The organism is Amycolatopsis sp. NPDC051903 (genome assembly GCF_044452505.1).
Classification (GTDB): domain Bacteria; phylum Actinomycetota; class Actinomycetes; order Mycobacteriales; family Pseudonocardiaceae; genus Amycolatopsis.
The window spans coordinates 288,960-306,449 of record NZ_JBITBT010000006.1 but is presented as its reverse complement, the minus strand read 5'-3'; the positions used below and the strand labels follow the sequence as shown (position 1 = coordinate 306,449).

General features: G+C 71.4%; 15 protein-coding genes and 1 tRNA gene. 10 read left to right on the top strand and 6 right to left on the bottom strand.

The window, feature by feature from the left end:
• Nucleotides 1-23: 23 nt before the first annotated feature.
• The 3 genes from ACIA77_RS17790 to ACIA77_RS17780 all read left to right on the top strand — a co-directional run bounded on the left by ACIA77_RS17790 (nucleotide 24) and on the right by ACIA77_RS17780 (nucleotide 4,717).
• Nucleotides 24-2,201 (top strand): phospholipase A2, encoded by a 2,178-nt coding sequence (locus tag ACIA77_RS17790; RefSeq protein ID WP_395886956.1) that lies wholly within the window; start codon nucleotides 24-26, stop codon nucleotides 2,199-2,201.
• Between the two features lie 185 nt (nucleotides 2,202-2,386).
• Nucleotides 2,387-4,051: an LCP family protein gene (locus ACIA77_RS17785; protein WP_395886955.1), complete on the top strand. Its 1,665-nt coding sequence runs from the start codon at nucleotides 2,387-2,389 to the stop codon at nucleotides 4,049-4,051.
• A 186-nt stretch (nucleotides 4,052-4,237) separates the two neighbouring features.
• Entirely contained in the window at nucleotides 4,238-4,717 is a 480-nt protein-coding gene (locus ACIA77_RS17780) for a helix-turn-helix domain-containing protein (protein WP_395887043.1), read from the top strand.
• A gap of 200 nt (nucleotides 4,718-4,917) precedes the next feature.
• On the opposite strand, the gene ACIA77_RS17775 is transcribed toward ACIA77_RS17780, so the two are convergent.
• Nucleotides 4,918-6,378 (bottom strand): flavin-containing monooxygenase, encoded by a 1,461-nt coding sequence (locus ACIA77_RS17775; RefSeq protein ID WP_395886954.1) that lies wholly within the window; start codon nucleotides 6,376-6,378, stop codon nucleotides 4,918-4,920.
• A 70-nt stretch (nucleotides 6,379-6,448) separates the two neighbouring features.
• Between ACIA77_RS17775 and ACIA77_RS17770 the strand changes: the two genes are divergently transcribed.
• On the top strand, nucleotides 6,449-7,048 hold the full coding sequence (locus ACIA77_RS17770) for a TetR/AcrR family transcriptional regulator (RefSeq protein ID WP_395886953.1): 600 nt from the start codon (nucleotides 6,449-6,451) through the stop codon (nucleotides 7,046-7,048).
• A 221-nt stretch (nucleotides 7,049-7,269) separates the two neighbouring features.
• Nucleotides 7,270-7,731 (top strand): hypothetical protein, encoded by a 462-nt coding sequence (locus tag ACIA77_RS17765; RefSeq protein ID WP_395886952.1) that lies wholly within the window; start codon nucleotides 7,270-7,272, stop codon nucleotides 7,729-7,731.
• Nucleotides 7,732-7,884: 153 nt separating this feature from the next.
• Here the strand turns inward: ACIA77_RS17765 and ACIA77_RS17760 are convergent, their stop codons facing one another.
• Nucleotides 7,885-8,106 carry a DUF3618 domain-containing protein gene (locus tag ACIA77_RS17760; RefSeq protein ID WP_395886951.1) on the bottom strand — a complete coding sequence of 74 codons (222 nt, stop codon included), beginning with the start codon at nucleotides 8,104-8,106 and terminating at the stop codon, nucleotides 7,885-7,887.
• Nucleotides 8,107-8,226: 120 nt separating this feature from the next.
• Here ACIA77_RS17760 and ACIA77_RS17755 point away from each other — a divergent pair.
• A tRNA-Leu gene (locus ACIA77_RS17755) sits at nucleotides 8,227-8,300 on the top strand.
• A gap of 571 nt (nucleotides 8,301-8,871) precedes the next feature.
• Here the strand turns inward: ACIA77_RS17755 and ACIA77_RS17750 are convergent.
• Nucleotides 8,872-9,342: a hypothetical protein gene (locus tag ACIA77_RS17750; protein WP_395886950.1), complete on the bottom strand. Its 471-nt coding sequence runs from the start codon at nucleotides 9,340-9,342 to the stop codon at nucleotides 8,872-8,874.
• A 425-nt stretch (nucleotides 9,343-9,767) separates the two neighbouring features.
• Nucleotides 9,768-10,388 carry a TetR/AcrR family transcriptional regulator gene (locus tag ACIA77_RS17745; protein ID WP_395886949.1) on the bottom strand — a complete coding sequence of 207 codons (621 nt, stop codon included), beginning with the start codon at nucleotides 10,386-10,388 and terminating at the stop codon, nucleotides 9,768-9,770.
• A gap of 97 nt (nucleotides 10,389-10,485) precedes the next feature.
• Here ACIA77_RS17745 and ACIA77_RS17740 point away from each other — a divergent pair, with 97 nt between their 5' ends.
• From ACIA77_RS17740 to ACIA77_RS17730, 3 genes are read left to right on the top strand one after another with little or no spacing between them, the layout of a single operon-like run.
• A complete protein-coding gene (locus ACIA77_RS17740; protein ID WP_395886948.1) occupies nucleotides 10,486-11,706 on the top strand; it encodes a CaiB/BaiF CoA transferase family protein in 1,221 nt (406 codons plus the stop codon).
• A gap of 60 nt (nucleotides 11,707-11,766) precedes the next feature.
• The gene (locus tag ACIA77_RS17735; RefSeq protein ID WP_395886947.1) at nucleotides 11,767-13,089 is read left to right on the top strand and encodes an MFS transporter; all 1,323 of its coding nucleotides are present in this window, start codon (nucleotides 11,767-11,769) and stop codon (nucleotides 13,087-13,089) included.
• Entirely contained in the window at nucleotides 13,086-14,114 is a 1,029-nt protein-coding gene (locus tag ACIA77_RS17730) for an amidohydrolase family protein (protein WP_395886946.1), read from the top strand. The genes ACIA77_RS17735 and ACIA77_RS17730 overlap by 4 nt, the downstream gene beginning before the upstream one ends.
• A gap of 416 nt (nucleotides 14,115-14,530) precedes the next feature.
• Here ACIA77_RS17730 and ACIA77_RS17725 read toward each other — a convergent pair whose 3' ends face one another.
• Nucleotides 14,531-15,499, bottom strand: a complete 969-nt coding sequence (locus ACIA77_RS17725; protein WP_395887042.1) for a CHAD domain-containing protein — start codon at nucleotides 15,497-15,499, stop codon at nucleotides 14,531-14,533.
• A 49-nt stretch (nucleotides 15,500-15,548) separates the two neighbouring features.
• Entirely contained in the window at nucleotides 15,549-16,433 is an 885-nt protein-coding gene (locus tag ACIA77_RS17720; protein ID WP_395886945.1) for a helix-turn-helix transcriptional regulator, read from the bottom strand.
• A 103-nt stretch (nucleotides 16,434-16,536) separates the two neighbouring features.
• On the opposite strand from ACIA77_RS17720, the gene ACIA77_RS17715 reads away from it, so the two are divergent.
• A complete protein-coding gene (locus ACIA77_RS17715) occupies nucleotides 16,537-17,457 on the top strand; it encodes an SDR family NAD(P)-dependent oxidoreductase (protein WP_395886944.1) in 921 nt (306 codons plus the stop codon).
• The last annotated feature ends 33 nt before the right edge of the window (nucleotides 17,458-17,490 follow it).

Sequence of the window (17,490 nt, the reverse complement as noted above, 5' to 3'; positions counted from 1 at the left end):
GAACAACTGGCACCCTGGAGCGCATGCCAGCCATCGACGACCGACCGGCCGCCGTCCGCATCCGCCGTCCCTGGTCGACATCGGGCTGGCTCCTGCTGGTGCTCTTCGTGGTGTTCGCCTTCGGGCTCATCGCGTCGCGCCCGGCGTCGCCACCGGACCAGGGCCCGCCGACCGGCGACGTGCTGGCGGCGCAGAACGCGATCGAGGCGCTGGTCCACCCCGGCCCGCAGCCGACGGCGCTCGCGCTGCTCCCGAAGGACTTCACCGCCGTCAGCGGCGTGCGCCCGGGTGCTCTGCCCGCGCGCGACGGGACCGTCCGCGCCGTCCACGTGGACGGCGGGTGCTCCACCCCGTGGGGCGACGACAACACCAAGTGGGACTACGCCGTGCCGTGCAAGGCCCACGACCTGGGCTACGACCTGCTGCGCTACGCGGACAAGAAGGGCCACCCGCTCGACCAGAGCGTGCGGGCCTCGCTCGACGCGCAGCTGTCGCACGACATGCACCACGCGTGCGTGGTGAACCCGATGGACTCGCCGCGCACCTGCCAGCTCGTCGCGACGCTGTACTCGGCCGGCCTGGTCGTGAACTCGTGGCACCAGCGCTGGGGCCCGCCGGTCGCCGACCCGATCGGCCCCATGGTCGCCGGTGTGCTGGTGATCGGCTGCCTGCTCGTGTTCCGGCTGCGCGGGTGGCACACCGCGCGGCGCACCACGCCCCGGCCCGCCCGGTTGCGGACCGGTCCGCCCGCCCGGTGGGCGATCCTCGGCGTCGGTGGCGCGGTGCTGCTCGTGCTCGGCGAATCGGCGACCGCGCTGGCCGACTGGGCCGGCGCGCCCGAGTCCGCGTGGTGGCCGGTGACGTGGCTCACCCAGCTCACCGCGGTGCTGTTCTTCGCCGGTGGGCACGCCAACGCCGTGGGCTGGCGGGCCGAACGCGACCGCGGCTACCGCCACTACCTGGCCGAACGCGCGAGCCCGCTGCTGCGGCCCGCGCTGATCTTCGCCGTCGTCGCGCTGGTCGTGCCTCTCGCGCTGGAGCTGCTCGGCATCCCGGCGGGCACGAACGCCACGGTCATGCGCATCGCGCTGCACCCCCTGTGGCTGCTCGGCGTGTACCTGCTGACGATCGTCGGCGCCCCCGTGCTGCTCGCGCTGTACCGCCGGATCCGGTTGTGGTCCGTGGCGGCGCTCGGCGCGTTGGTCGTCGGCGGCGAAGTGGCCGCGGCGTGGTCGGGCTCGCCGCTGCCGGGGTACGGCGCGACGCTGGCGCTCGCGCTGCTGGCCCAGCAGGTCGCGTTCGCCCACGCCGACGGCGTCCGGCTCCGCCGGCCCGTGCTCGCGGTCGCGGCGGTGGCCGGCGTCGGCGCGCTCCTCGTCGCGACCTTCGCGCTCGGTGCGTCGCCGATCCTGCTCGGTAGCCCCGGTGCGCCGGCCGCACTGTCGGCGCCGCCGTGGGAGGTCCTGCTGCTGGGGATCAGCCAGCTGGGCGTCGCGGGCCTGCTGGGCGCCCGGCTGCTGCGCGTCGCGGCGCGGCCGCGGGTCAGCCGCGTGACCGGGTTGGTGCTGCGCGCGCCGATGAGCCTGTACCTGGCGTTCCTGGCGGCGATGCTGCTGCTCGTCGCCGTCGTCTACCTGCCGGGCCCGATCGCCGACGGGCTGGCCTGGCTCCTGCACCCGCGCATCGCCGTGGCGATCGCGCTGCTGCTGGTGCCCGCGGGCCTGGTGTTCTGGTGGTTCGAACGACACGGCGGGGACCGGAAGGGCACCGAGGGCGATCCGGTCCCGCCGCCCCGGCCGCGTGCGGTGACCGGCTGGCGCCCGGTGCTGCTGACGCGGGCCGCCGCCGCGCTGGGCATCGGCTACGCGACGCTCGGCGTGTTCGGGCTCGCGCTGGCCCGCTTCGGCAACGTCGCCGCGGACGCCGACTTCCTGGGCCTGCACCTCGACCCGGTGCAGAGCCTCGTGCACCTGCTGCTCGGCGTGCTCCTGCTGCACACCGTCCGCACCGGCGCCGCGCTGTCGGGCGGCACGTGGCTCGTGTGCGCGCTCGCCTGCGCCCCGTCGCTGCTGGCCGCCGGCGACGGCCAGCCGGGCGGCGCGACGACGGTGGTGCTGCACACCACGACCGCCGCGTTCGCCCTGCTCGCGGCGGCTTCGTGCCTGGTCGTGGGCCGCCGTGCTGCGAGCGCCACGCCCTGACGAGAAACTCGGGACGCGACACGCAAACAGCCGACCAGGCAAAAGGGCCCGGAATGGCGGACGATGGTGGTGCAGGCCACAAGACCCGGGGGAGGTGCGGGCCCACCGCAACCCCGGCCAGGCACCATGCGTCTTCAGGTCCGGGGGTACCGGACACGGACGACGAGGAGTGAGGAGCGGACCGCGTGGACAATCCGCCACGGAACGGGCAAGGCGGCCGACGCCCCGCCCGCACCTGGCAGGACACGCCGGGCAGGCGCAACCCCGGCCGCGTGCCGCCACCCGGGCGCGATCGCCGGGACCGCGACTACGGCCCGCCCCGCTCTTCACAACGCCGTTCCGGCCCACCGCCGCGGCGTGTGCGCCACCGCTCGTTCCGCGGCACCAAGATCGCCGTCACGGTCGTGTCGCTGCTGGTCATGGGCCTCACCGGCTACGCGTGGGCCGCGATGCAGGGCCTGGTCAACGGCCTGAACTACGCCGACGTGATCAACCCGAACTCCGGCGGCGACAAACCCGCCGACGGTGCGCGCGACATCCTGCTCGTCGGCCTCGACAGCCGCACCGACGCGCAAGGCAACCCGCTGTCGCCGCAGCTGCTGGCCCAGCTGCGCGCCGGCGTGTCCGACGGTGAGCTGAACACCGACACGCTGATCTTCGTGCACATCCCGAACGACGGCAGCAAGGCCGTCGCGATCTCGATCCCGCGCGACTCGTACGTCAGCATCCCCGGCTACGGCCAGCACAAGATCAACTCCGCGTACGCCCGCGCGATGCTCGACGCCCGCAAGCAGCTGCAGGCGCAGGGCGTGTCCGACCCGAAGGAGCTCGACGTCAAGGCCAACCAGGCCGGCGCGAAGGAGCTCATCTCCACCGTCGAGGGCCTCACCGGCTCCACGATCGACAACTACGCGGCCATCAACCTGCTCGGCTTCAGCGACATCACGCAGGCCATCGGCGGCGTCGACGTGTGCCTGAACGAGAACGTGAACGACCAGTACTCCGGCGCGAACTTCACGAAGGGCGTGCACACGATCTCCGGCGTGCAGGCGCTCGAGTTCGTCCGGCAGCGCCACGGCCTGCCGCGCGGCGACCTCGACCGCGTCGTGCGCCAGCAGGTGTTCATGGCCGGCATGGCGCGCAAGGTGCTGTCCGCGGGCACGCTGACCGACCCCGGCAAGCTCAACGCGCTGATCGACGCCATCAAGAAGTCCGTGGTCCTCAACCAGAACTGGGACATCTTCAGCTTCGCCCAGCAGATGAAGGGCCTCACCGGCGGCCAGCTCGAGTTCCGCACGATCCCGACCGAGGACGTCGCCTACCAGACGCCGAACGACGGCGTCGCGATCAAGGTCGACCCGCACCAGGTGAAGAACTTCGTGCAGGGGCTGGCCGCTCCGCAGACCGGCCAGCAGGCGCAGGCGCCGAAGCCGGACGACGCGAACAAGGGCACCACCGTCGACGTCCGCAACGCGTCGGGGCGCGACGGCCTGGCCGCGAGCGTGTCGAAGCAGCTCGCCGGCAAGGGTTTCACCGCGGGTGAGACGGCCAACGCGTCGTCGCGCAAGACCACCGTGATCTGGGTGCCGAACGGGGGCGAGACCGCCGGCAACGCTGTCGCCGACGCGCTCGGCACCAAGGCCACGGTGCAGGAGGACAAGAGCGTGTCCCCCGGCCACGTGATGGTCTTCCTCGGCTCCGACTACCAGCCGAGCGCCGACAACGCGGCCAACGGATCGGGTGCCCCGGCGGGCTCGGGCAACGCGCCCGCGTCCTCCCCCGCGGCTCCGCCGGCCGGCTCGGGTGATGACAAACCCATCACGGCCGACGGCGTCCCCTGCGTCAACTGACCTGTTCAGCGCACCCGTGGTTGCCCCGAACGGAGCAGTCTGCGAAATCGTCACCAAAGACTTGGCGGAAACCGCGTAAGGAAAAGCGCACTGCCCACTTTCATACACGTGAGACGCGCGCACGTTCGCAGCCACGACAGCGGACGCGGGCGCGGAGGAGCGTTGAGCAGGGCAGGGGACGAGGAAGTGGTGATCGACGCTGAGCACTACCAGCGGATACTCGGTGACGAGCTCCGCAAGCTCCGGCGCAGGCGAGGGTGGACGCGCAAGGAGCTGAACACGCATCTGCAGAGCGAGATCTCGCTGCAGACGCTGGCGACGTACGAGCTGGGCACGCGGCAGTGTTCCGTCGTGCGCCTGGTCGAACTGTGCGTCGCGATGGACGAGCTGCCCCAGGACTTGCTGGCCAAGGTGCACCGGCGCGTGTTCGTCGAAGAACCGGGCCGCGTGCGCGTCGACCTGAGCCGGGTCGTCGCCGAGGCCGCACCGGAGCTGCTGCCGCTTCGCCGCTGGGCCGAAGACCGCCTGCGGCGCGCCCCGGAGCCCGGTGCCGGGTCGGGCTCGGAGGTGTCACTCGACCTCCCGGCGCTCGAGCGGATGGCCGAGCTGTGCGACCTGCCGGTCGTGGAGCTGATCAGCCACCTGCGCAAGCTCGCCCCGGCCTGAGGCCGGCGCCGGGTTTCATCCGGACCGGGGGCTTTCGCGTTGTCGGAGGCCGCGAAAGCCCCCACACCTCCCCGCGTGGTTCGCGCACGCCCACGGTCCGCCCGTGGTCCGTGCGGCGATCCCGCACGCCTCCACGAATCACGAAGGGGACTTTCGCGACTCCTCCCCTGCCGCGAAAGTCCCCTTCGTACCCTCGTCCGTCAGCCGAGCAGTTCGTAGTCCTCGCGCCGCACGGTGCGGGTGTCGAGCCAGTAGCGCCACGTGAAGCCGGGCCAGATGGTGCGGTTCACGCCCTTCGCGTCGAGGTACCAGCTCTTGCAGCCGCCCCGCGTCCAGATGCCCTTGGCGAGCTTGCGCTGCACGTCGGTGTTGAACGCTTCCTGCACGTCGGCCCGCGGGTCGAGCGCGCGGCCGCCCGCGAGCCGCAGCGCCCGGGCGATGTAGGAGATCTGGGCTTCGATCATGAAGACCACGGAATTGTGCCCGAGGCCGGTGTTGGGCCCGAGCAGGAAGAACAGGTTCGGGAAGCCGTTGACGGTGATGCCGAGGTGCGTGCGCATCCCCTCGGTCGCCCACTCCTTGGCGAGGTTGCGCCCGTCGCGGCCGATGATCTCCAGGGTGTCGAACGCGTCGGTCACGTGGAAGCCGGTGCCGTAGACGATGGCGTCCACCTCGTGCTCCACACCGGCCGCGTCGACCACGCTGTGCTCGCGGACTTCGGCGACGCCTTCGGTGACCACGTCGACGTTTTCCCTCGCCAGCGCCGGGTAGTAGTCGTTGGAGATCAGCACGCGCTTGCAGCCCATGGTGTAGTCCGGCGTCAGCTTCGCCCGCAGCACTGGGTCGGACACGGCTTGGTCGATGTTGCGCTGCGCGATCCGCTGGCCGAGCTTCATCACCCACGGCTGGCCGTTGAAGCCGATCGCGCGGGCTTCGAGCGTCCAGTACAGGAGATCGCGGTACGCGCGTTGCGCGAGAGGCAGTGCCTTGAACAGCCCACGCGCCCAGCCCGGCATGTCGTGGTCGGCCTTCGGCATGACCCACGGCGGTGTGCGCTGGAAGAGGGTGAGGTTGTCGACCCGCCCGACGATCTCCGGCACGAACTGCACCGCGCTCGCGCCGGTGCCGATCACGGCGACGCGCTTGCCGGTGAGGTCGACGCCGTGGTCCCACTGCGCGGAGTGGAAGGCGGGGCCGGCGAAGTTCTCGATGCCGGGCAGGTGCGGGATCTGCGGCCGGTGCAGCGCACCGACGCCCGCGACCAGTGTCCCGGCCACGAACTCGTCGCCGCTCTTGGTGCTGACGTGCCAGCGGTTCTCGTCGGCGTCCCAGCGCGCGCCGGTCATCTCCTGCCCGAAGCGGATGTGGCGGCGCAGGCCGTACTTGTCCGTGACGCCGCGGAGGTAGCGCCAGATCTCCGGTTGCGGCGAGTACGCGCGCGACCAACTGGGGTTCTGCTCGAACGAGAACGAGTACATGTGCGACGGGATGTCGCACGCGCAGCCGGGGTAGCTGTTGTCGCGCCAGGTGCCGCCGACGTCCTCGGCCTTCTCGAGGAGCACGAAGTCCTCGCGGCCGTCCTTGCGCAGCTGGATGGCCATGCCCAGCCCGGAGAAGCCGGTCCCGACCACGATCACCCCGGTCTCGGTGCGGTTGCCCATTCGCCCTCCCGTTTACTGTTACCCGGAGTCCATCCTACTTAGAGTAGGTTACTGGCGGTAGAGTGTTCCCGTGACCACCGCGAAACGCAAGCGCATGCCCCGGGCCGAGCGCGAACGGCAGATGATCGAGGTCGCCGAGCGGGTGTTCACCGAACGCGGCTACGCGTCGGCCTCGATGGACGAGATCGCCGAGCTCGTGGGCGTCTCGAAACCGATGCTGTACGAGTACTTCCACTCGAAGGAAGGCCTGCTGCTGGCGTGCATCCGGCAGTCGCGAGCGGCGTTGCGCGAGGTCACCGAGCAGTCGATCGTCGGGGCCCCGTCCGCTGAGGACGCCCTGCGGCGCGGGTTGCTGGCGTTCTTCGTCTTCATCCGCGAGCGGCGCGAGGCCTGGTCGCTGCTGCGGCACGAGATGGCGCTGATCGGCACGCCGGCTGCCGACGAGATCGAGCAGACGCGCCGCCAGCAGACCGACCTCATCGCGGCGCTGATGAGCGGCTACTTCGACAGCGAGGACGAACTGCGCGCCGAGGCGTCGGCCGAGTTCGTGGTCGGCGCGTGCGAGCGGCTGGCGATCTGGTGCGAGCGTTTCCCCGACGTGACCCCCGAGATGGCGACCGGTTACGCCATGGATCTGCTCTGGTCCGGACTGTCACGAGGGGCCGGATGAATCACCCGTGAAGATGCACGTGCATTAGACCATTCGGTCGTCACTCAGTGCGAATCCTCTCTCGTGTCTTGTGACACAGAGTTTTATTGCGGTATCGAGAACCCTGTAGAAAGACTGATGGTCAGTCGCGAGCTGCGCGGGGGCGCAGGAATCGCGTCATGAGCGTGCGGTGGCCGAGTCTCGGTCAGTGACGCATGCTGATGACGAGAGGGGTGAGGTAAGTGGTGGAGACGATCACGGCGAAGTACGCGCACGAGAACGAGGACTGGACGATCACCGTCAGCGGCCGCGGCAAGGAGGTCAGCGCCAAGGCACCCGGCATCATCGCGGCGCGCGACCGCGCGGACCAGCTCGTGGACGAGGTCGCCCCGGACGAGCGACCCACGGTCGTGCACCTGCTCAACGGCAGCGCGCTGGAGTTCACCAGCACGTACATGGCCGCCCGGCTCACCCTCCCGGACATCGAACCGCTGGAGGTCCCGCCGTCCGGCGGCGCCGCCACGCCGAAGAAGCCTTCCGAGGCGGCCGAGTCCGAGTCCGCCGCCAAGCCGCAGATGCCGCCGAGCAAGCAGCTCCCCAAGGAGGTCGAAGACCGCAAGGCCGACCCCGCGGAGAAGAAGACCGAGCGCCCCAGCGTGGCGGCCGGTGCCGCCGCGAAGCCGTCGGTCGCGCCGCGGAGCTGACCCCCAGGTCACCGCGCCGCCGGAGCAGCAGCCCCGGTCGGCCGGTTCGGCATCTGCGGATCACGCGCCGGTCGAGTCACGAGCCGACCGGCGAGGGCACGGGTCAACCCACCCGTTTTGCTTCGTTCTCGCTTCGGCGTGCCCGCCCGCGGCTCAGCGGAACAGCTTGCGGATCAGCAGCGCGACGATCAGCGCCCCGACGCCGATCAGCGGGTACTTGACCTTCGGGTCGTCGAGCTTCGCGCGGATGCCGTCCTTGGCTTTGTCCGCGAGCTTCTGGGGGTCCGCCTTGGTGCCCAGCTGATCGAGCGTCGCCGCCAGAGCCGTCCTGGCCTGCTCGATCTCACGCTCGATGGTCTCGGGGTCGCGCGCCACGTGCCCTCCTCGCCGCGTCGGACTGTAGGCGCCCACGTTAGAGGACGACACCCCCCGACCGGCCACTGGCCACGCCGAGCACCCACGAACGTGGCGCGCGCTACGATTCCCGAGGCTTCCGGGGCCGTAGCCCAATTGGCAGAGGCACACGGTTTAGGTCCGTGCCAGTGAGAGTTCGAGTCTCTCCGGCCCCACTCGCTCGTGGCGAGTCCTGTTCGGCGCTTCGCGCCTTCCCCTGGCTCGCTCGTCATGTTCTCCGGGGGTGCAACCCCCAGACCCCGCCCGGCGGGCTCCGCCCCCGGACCCCGGCGGTGGTCACTTCGCCGGGATCACTCGCCGTGCGGCCCGTCGCACATCGACTACACCCGGCGCATGGTCACGCTATTGCTCACCGGCCTGTGGCAGAACCCCGACGCAACGGGCTAAACGGACTACTTCTGAGCGTCGCCGACGTACCCGCGATTGACCACCGGCGCCTCGACCGCACCGCAGTGGTCCGGGCGCAGCGCAAGACTCTTGCCAGGCCGAGGACCGATCAATACGGCTTGCCGTGTCACGTTTTCGGGGTTGCGACACGGTCTGGACCATACGGATCGGCTACGGGCGGGTCTCCCCCGCGACCCGAGGTTCGGGGCCCGCCAGGCGAAGCTGGCTAAGCCGAACCCCGCTGGTCGATGGCTCGGTACGGGTCGGACGCCGGCATCACGGCCGGCTGGGCGGAGCCGGGCCGATCCCCTGCGGAATCGGCCCGGATCACGAGGAGTGTCAGCCGCACCAGCCGTACGGACCGTAGGCCTGCGCGACGCGGACCATGTCGTCTTCCCAAATCACGCCGTGAATCCGGACGCACTTACCCGGCGCGTAGGCGTAGTAGGGACCCGCGTAGTAGGAGTAGTAGTTCGCGTCACCGACCATGTTCGAGCCCTGCACCTGCAACTGGGCCACGGTGTAGGTCGAGACACCGACCTCGAACTGCTTGAGCGTGACGACGCAGTTCTTCCTCGTCGTCGAGCTGTACAGCAAGTACGTGTAGCCCCACACCGCCGAGCCGTTCTTGAGCGCCAGCGTCGCGTCGGGCGACACGCGCCGGTACCCCGAACCGCACACGCCTTCGGGTGTGTACGGGTTGGTCGCCGCCTGCGCTGGAGGCGCGAACAACGCCATCGTGACCACCGCGATCGCCGCCGCGAGCGTGGTTTGCGCCCGCCCGCCCCATCTCTTGCCTCTGCGTTGCACCGCAGCCTCCCTCGTTCGGTCAAGACCATCCGGTCAAGGCGACTGCCTACGCGGGCAGGCATACCCGAGTTGCCCGATTAGCCGGAATTCACCGGAACAGAGCAGAGGTCAGCCGAGACGGCGGTCCGCGACGAAGCGGGGCTGTCCGTCGAGGCTACCCGGATCTGGTCCTTGCGCGTGCGGTCGCCGACCGGGTCCTGACTCAGATCGAAGGGCCCGGTACGTCGTGGGCGGAGGAGATCCCGGCGAAGTGGAGAAAGCCAAGACCGCCTTCAGACGTCAACCGGCTGCTCGGCCAGTTCGAAGTCGAGACCGAACTCGAAGCCGGGTGCGGGGTCGAGTGCCCGGAGCTGCCGGACCTGGTCGGCGGACCGGGTCAGGTAGCGCGCTGAGCGCGGCAGCGCGGTTCCGGATCGCCGACGTGCTCAGGACGGTTCGGCGTCGCCCGGGGCCTGCGTCAGGGCGCTGAGCATCTGGTCGAAGACCGGCTGACTGCGGCGGTCCAGGTCCTCCGGGCTGATGTCCAGGGCGCGGGCGATGGCGTCGCGGAAGATGCAGTAGCCGAGGTAGGTGGAGGCGGTCATCGCGTGCATGACCAGGCCGTCGGCGTCCGGGGGCAGCGAGCCGTCCTCGGTGTCGCGGTGGAGGGCGGCGCGGGTGCGCGGCAGGTCGGGGAACAGGTCGAAGCCGGGGTCGTCGTCCAGGGCCAGCAGGGCTTCCAGGCGGACGACGTCGGGTTTGCTCAGCGCGGCCCGCCACATGGCGCGGCGGCGTTCGACGAACGGCTGGTCCCAGTGCGAGTCGCGGTCCAGGAAGTCGTGCTCGACCAGGTGCGCGATGGCGGCGCGCAGCAGTGTCTGGCGGGTGCCGAAGTACTGGTAGATCTGGCCGTGGTTGACACCGGCTTCCTTGGCCACCTCGCGCAGGTTGATGCCGGCCAGCACGCCGTCGCGACGCAGCAGCCGGAGTGCGGCGTCGAGCAGGTCGTGCTCGGTTTCCTGACGGCTGCGCCGGCGCCGGCCGGTGCCCTCCTGCTGTTGCGCCATGCTCTCCCCTGCGGTGCGAGGTCTTGCCGTGGTGTCGGTCAAAGTATACGGTCCGTTGTTAACGATCCGTTGTTAACGAACCGTTGGAGAAGCGCGAATGCCCGAGGAACCAGCCGACCGACCTCTGCCGCTGTCCGGGATCCGGGTGCTGGACGTCGCGACCGTCCTGGCCGCCCCGGTCACCGCGACGATGCTCGGCGACTTCGGTGCGGACGTGGTGAAAGTCGAGGAGCCCGGGCGAGGCGACTTCACCCGCAACGGGCCGGGCGCCGCCGAGCCGGGTGCCCGGTCGTTCCAGTGGATCCAGGAGGCGCGGAACAAGAAGTCGGTCACGCTCGACCTGCGGACCCCCCGCGGCCAGCAGCTGCTGCGCGACCTGGTGCCGCACTTCGACGTCGTGGTCACCAACTACCGGCCGCCCACGCTGGAGAAGTGGGGGCTGGCGCCCGAGACGCTGCGCGAGCTGAACCCGCGCGCGGTGATCGTCTGCCTGACCGGGTACGGACTGAACGGGCCGTACCGGGACCGGGGCGCGTTCGACCGGGTGGCCAGCGCGTTCGCCGGGCTGACCTACGTCAGCGGCGAGCAGGGCCGGCCACCGGTGCGGTCCGGGTACGCGGTGATCGACTACATGGCCGCCTACCTGGCCGCGTTCGCCACCACCACCGCGCTGTACCACCGGGATCTGCGCGGTGGCGAAGGGCAGATCGTCGACCTGGCGCTGTACGAGGCCGGGTTCCGAGCCGGGGAGAACGCGCTGCTCGCCTACGGCGCGCTCGGCCAGGTGCGCGAGCGCTGCGGCAACCAGAACCCGGACATCGTTCCGGCCAGCGACTTCGACACCGCGGACGGGCGCCGGGTGTCGCTGCACGCCGGCACCGACACGCTGTTCCGCCGGCTGTGCCGGGTGATCGGCGACCCACAGCTCGCCGACGATCCGCGGTTCGCCACCCGGGACGAACGGGTCGCCCACCAGGACGAGCTGTACCGGCTGATCGCCGAGTGGGTCGCCGGCCTGGACGCGGACACGGTGGTGCGCACACTGAACGACGCGAACATCCCCGCCGCGCCGATCATGAGCATCGCCGACATCGCCGAGGACCCGCACTACCGGGAGCGCGGCACGTTCGTCGAGGTCGACGACCCCGAGCACGGGCCGGTGCCGATGGTGGCGGCGCTGCCGCGGCTGACCGGCACGCCGGGCCGGATCCGGTCGCTCGGACCCCGGCTCGGCGAACACACCGAGGAGGTTCTGCGCGAGCTGCTCGGCCTGGCCCCGGCCGAACTGAGCGCGCTGCGTGACGACGGCGTGCTCTGAGCACCGCCGGCGGATAGGCCACCGATGTCCTCATCCCCCACCCGACCGACGGAGCCCACCGTGAACGCCGACCGACGAACGCACAAGATCACCGTGCACACCTGCGCCATCGCCGCACTCGTGCTCACCTTCTCGATGATCAACTTCGCCGACAAGGCCGCGCTCGGCCTGGTCGAGCTGCCGCTGTCGAAGGAGCTGGGCCTGAGCCACGGCACCTACGGGCTGGTGGCGAGCAGCTTCTTCCTGCTGTTCAGCCTATCCTCGGTCGTCGTCGGCTTCCTGACGAACAAGTTCGGCGCGCGGTGGATCATCCTGATCCTGGCGCTGCTCTGGTCGCTGGCGCAGGTGCCGCTGCTGGCGGCGGCCTCGGTGGCGACGCTGTTCGCCTCGCGGATCGCGCTGGGCGCCACCGAGGGCCCGGCGGCGGCGGTGGCCGTGCACGCCACCCTGCAGTGGTTCCCGGTGCACCGCCGCGGCCTGCCGAGCACCTTCTACACGGTCGGGGCCGGGCTGGGCACGTTCACCGCGGCACCGGTGCTGACCTGGCTGGTGCTGCGCCACGGCTGGCGGGCGGCGTTCGTGGCGCTGGTCGTGGTCGGTGTGGTGTGGGGGGCGCTGTGGCTGCTGATCGGACGGGAGGGCCCGTACGCCGCCGAACCGGACACCCGCGGCGCGAAAACCGCCGCCGGCGCCGAACTGCGGGTGCCGTACCGGCGGCTGTTCACCTCGCCGACCTGGCTGGGCGGCACCATCGCCGGGTTCGGCGCGTACTGGGCACTGGCCATCGGCTCGGCGTTCGTGCCCGCCTACCTGGTCACCCAGCACGGGTTCTCGCCCAGCACCGCGGCGCTCGCGGTCAGCGTGTACGCCTCGCTGTACGTCGTCGGGCCGCTCGTGGTCAGCCCGATCGTGAGCGCGCTGCGAGCCCGCGGCCACTCGTCGCGGTGGACGGCGGGCGCGACGCAGGGCGCGGCGGTGGTGCTGGCCGGGGCGTGCCTGGTGCTGCTGCCGCACGCCACCGGCGCGACGACGGTGTTCGTGCTGGTCGCGGTGGCGTTCGGGATCGGGGTGGTCACCTTCCCGCTCGCGTACGTGACAACCGGCGAGGTCACCCCGATCGCCCAGCGCGGCGCTTCGCTCGGCACGCTGATCGCCGTGCAGTCGATCCCGGGGCTGATCGCGCCGGCCATCAGCGGCTGGCTGCTGGACGCGGCCGGCTCGCTGGCCGCCGGTTACGTCACCGTGCTGACCGTCGGCGGGGTGATCATGCTGGTCTGCGGGGTCATCGGCATCATCGCGATCCGGCCGGAACGCGATGCCGCGCGACTCGGCCTCACGACCCCGGCCGCCCCGTCCCGGACGACCGCTCTGGAACCCCGGTGACCACCGCGGTGCTGGCCGGGCACCAGCCGGTCCGGCCCGGCTGGCTGGGCCGGCACACCGAGCCGCCGCTGGCGCCGGCGCTGGAGATCATCGACGCGCACCACCACTTCTTCAGCGGCGCCGACTGGCACTACCTGACCGACGAGCTGGCCGCGGACGCCGCGCAGGTGCCCGGGTTACGGGCGACCGTGTTCGTGGAGTGCGGCGAACACCACCGCGACACCGGACCGGCCGGGCTCCGGCCGGTCGGCGAGACCGAGTTCGTCCGCGACCTCACCGCGGCGGCGACGGGGATCGAGTTCGCCGCCGCCATCGTCGGCGCCACCGACCTACGCGAGCCCACCGCGGCCGCCGCGCTGGACGCGCACCGGGAAGCCGGCGGCGGGCGGTTCCGAGGGATCCGGCAGAGCATCGCCTGGGACCCGGACCCAGCCGTCACGCACCCGCAGCGCGAGCCCCCGGCCGGCTTGTACGCGTCGGCCGCGTTCCGCCGCGGGTTCGGGCTGCTCGGGCCGCGGGGCCTGACGTTCGACGCCTGGTGTTACCACCCGCAGCTGGGCGAGGTCACCGACCTGGCCCGCGCCTTCCCGGACACCCGGATCGTGCTGGACCACTGCGGTGGGCCACTGGGCGTGGGACGGCACGCGGACGCTTTCCCGGTGTGGCAACGGAACCTGGCCGAGCTGGCCCGGTGCGACAACGTGGTGGTCAAGCTGGGTGGCCTGGGCATGACCAGCATCGGCCACCGCTTCTTCGCCGCGCCGAACCCGCCGGACTCGACACGGCTGGCGACCGCGCTGCGGCCCTGGGTGCACACCGTGATCGACCTGTTCGGGGCGCGGCGGTGCCTGTTCGAGAGCAACTTCCCGGTGGACAAGGCGTCCTACGGCTACGGCGTGTTCTGGAACGCCTGCACCCGCCTCACCGACGGCGCCGGAGCGGACGAACGGGCCGCGCTGTTCGCCGGCACCGCCCGGGAGGTCTACCGGATCCCGTCAGCCGGCCCAGCGGGCCAAACCCGGTGAGGGGCCGGCGAAACACTCAACGCTGACGGGGAACGTACCCGTTCAGCCGTGGGTGCCCCTCCAGGCGCATCAGGTCGTCCGCGGTGACTGCTGGCCAGGATCCGCGGCGCGAAGCGCACTCCGGCGCGGACGGCCCAGTGCAACCGCTCGTCGGGCACGTCGAACACCCGGACCCGGCGTTGATCCGCGACACCTCGTCGACCGGCAGCCAGTCAGCTCGTTCCAGAAGGTTGTCGGCACATCCCGCGCCGAATCCTCAGCACTCGCGTCAACCGGACCCGTGCGACCTCGGCGTGGTACTCATCGCAGACAGCCTTCACAAGCCGCCGCGCGAGTCGCGCCAATCCCAAGCCGTACCCGACGCGTGCCCACGGAGATCGGTTTCCGGTGAGCAGACCACCGTGCCGAGTGCGGAGTCAGGACCAGGGGACGTCCAGCCAGTCCAGGTGCGCCGGGCGCCAGGTCCGGTCCCAGCAGCGCGGCAGGCGGTTGCGGACCGCCTCGGCGCGGGCGCGTTCCTGGCCGTACAGCACCGCGAAGGTGAACCCGTTGTGCCCGGCCCGCTCCGCCGCCGTGAGCAGCTCGGTGAGCGCCCGGCGGCTGACGACGCTGTCCTGGTGTTCGCCGAGCACCCGCCGCAGCTTTTGCAGCCGGTGGTCGAAGCGTTTGGCCGCCGGCCCCACCACCGGGCGGGCCACGAGGGCCGACTCGCGCAGGTGGCGGGCGACCTTGCGCACCGCGTGCAGCCCGGCGTCCGAAGGGTCGCGTCGCCGCACCGCGTCGAGGAGCAGCTGGGCCGTCGAGCGGATGTGCACCAGCAGCTCGGTGCCGGCCGGGCGCTCGGCCGGTGCCGTGAGCACCGGGTCGTCGACGAAGAGCTCGAGCCGGCCGCGCACGGCCAGCCAACGGGGTGAGTCCAGCGCTTCGGCGAGCGCGGCGTCGGCTGCCGCGTCGACGTGGGCGAAGTGCTCGGAGACCAAGGTCCGGACCGGGCCCCGGTGCAGCTCGTCGTCCAGCTCGTCGAGACCGGCGGTGATCCGCTCCCGGGCGACCTGCGCGTCCCGGGCCGCGGAAACCTCGCGGCCCAGCCAGCGCAGCTCGTCGATCAGCTCGGTGACCAGCTGCCCGTCGGCCACCAGCGGCCGGTAGGTGCGCAGTGCCGCTCGCGTGCGCCGGACCGCGGTCCGCAGGTCGAACGCGGCGTCCGGCAGGTTCTGCCGGATCGCCCGCTCGGACTGCACGAGCCGCTCTCGCTGCGACCGCAAGTACGCCGTCAGCGCCTCCCCGGCCGTGGCGTCCGGCCGCAGCGGCGCCGGGCGTGGCGCCCGGGGCAGTCTGACCCGGAGCGCGGTTGTGTTGTCTGCTGGTGAATCCGTCAGCCACATCATCGAAGATCATGATCCTCAACTCCGCTGTGGTGTGCGGCGTCTCAGGTCATGAATGTTCGTTATGGGATGTGCCGGCGGAGGTGACTGGCGGTGCCCCCGTGACGCGCAGCAGGTCGAGTTTTCCCGCGTCACTGCTGCCAGTCGGGGCGGTGTAGGTAACCATGCGCAGGTCGGCGCCCGGGACGAGGAGGACGTCGCAGTCGAGCAGGATGTCGCCGATTTCCGGGTGCTGGATGGTCTTCCGCTCGGTCACGTGCGGGGACGCGGTCGCCGTGGTCCAGAGGTGGGCGAAGGCGTCGGATGTCGCGCGCAGCTCTCGCACGAGCTTGCCGAGATCGGCGTCCGCCGGGTAGCGGGAAACGGCGTCCTTGAGGTCGGCGACGATCGACGCGGCCAAGGCGTCCTCGCCGCGTTCGGACCGGATGGGGCGCATCGCGGCCCGGGCGGTGCCGTCGCCGAACAGGGCGCGGGCGAGGTTGCGTTCGGTGGCCGGAAGCTTGGCGGCGTCGCCGAGCAAGGCGGTCCACAGGTCGTTCCACCACACGAGAGTCCAGTCGGCGGCGAACACCCCGATGGGCACGTCGCCGAGGCGCGCGGCGAGCCGCTGGATGCTGGCGGGCACGTGGGTGTTGACCGTCCCGTCCTGGGGCGGCAGGAGCCCGGCGCTGCGGAAGAGCTGGTCGCGCTCGGTGCGGGAGAGCTGCAGCGCGCGGGCGAGGGCGCTGACGACCTGGGCCGAAGGGTGGTTCGCGCGTCCCTGCTCCAGGCGCAGGACGTAGTCGACGGAAAGCCCCGCCAGCTGCGCGAGTTCCTCGCGTCGCAGGCCAGGGGCGCGACGGCCCGGCAGCGTCGAGAAGCCGGCGTCGGCCGGGGCGAGCCGGTCGCGCCAGGAGTGCACGAGCGCGCCGAAGCCGTCGCGAGAGGCAGCCATGGCCCCATTGTCATCTCACGGCGCTGGGCGAGCCTGGGTACTGCCAGTCCTACCGACGGGCCCGGCACTGGCCGCCGACGGCGGAAGCAGCCAACGTGGTGTCATGAAGTCGACGATCGTGATGACCGGCGCGAGTCGCGGGATCGGCCGCGTCGCCGCGGCACGCATCGTGGCCGAATCGCCCGACGCGCACCTGCTGCTCGTCGTCCGCGGGGACACCGGTGCTCGGCTGTCCGCTGAGCTCGGGGCCGGCAAGGTCTCACACGTCTCCGCGGATCTCGGTTCACTGGACAGCGTGCGGTCGGCGGCGATGGAGATCCGCAACCGGCTGGAGCGCGACGCCCTGCCGCCGCTGCGGGGCTTCGTCGGCAACGCGGGCGTGCAGTACACGAACGCGCTCACCGAAGGGCCCGACGGGTTCGAGTCCACGTTCGCCGTCAACGTGCTCGCCAACCACCTCTTCATCCGTCTGCTCCAAGACCGGTTCGCCGCACCTGCCCGGATCGTGATCACCAGCAGCGACACGCACATGGGGGATTTCAGACACAACTTGGGCCTGGTGCCCGGCCCGGTCTGGCGCTCCCCGGAGATCCTCGCCCGGCCGGGCGCGTTCGCGAGGCCCGGGACCGCCGTCGCCGGCCGCACCGCGTATTCGACGAGCAAGCTGGCCACCATCTACCTCGTCCACGAGTACGCGCGCCGCCTCCCGCCCGGAATCGACGCCGTCGCCTACAACCCGGGCTTCGTCCCCGGCACCGGCCTCGCCCGCAACGCCGGAGCCGCCGCCCGTTTCGCGATGCGCCGCATCCTCCCGATCTTGACCCTCACCCCGTTCGCGACGGACGTCAGCGCCGCGGGACGCAGCCTCGCGAACGCCGCCCTCGGCACGACGGAAGCCCCGACCGGTTCCTACGTCGACCGCGACCAGGTGGGTCGCTCGTCGGCCGAGTCGTACGACGAGCGGCGCGAGGCCGAACTGTGGGACGTCGTCGAACGACTCACCACGGGGTGCGCGAACGCCTGACGCCACAGGCAAATCCCGTGCGGAGGCGGGCCG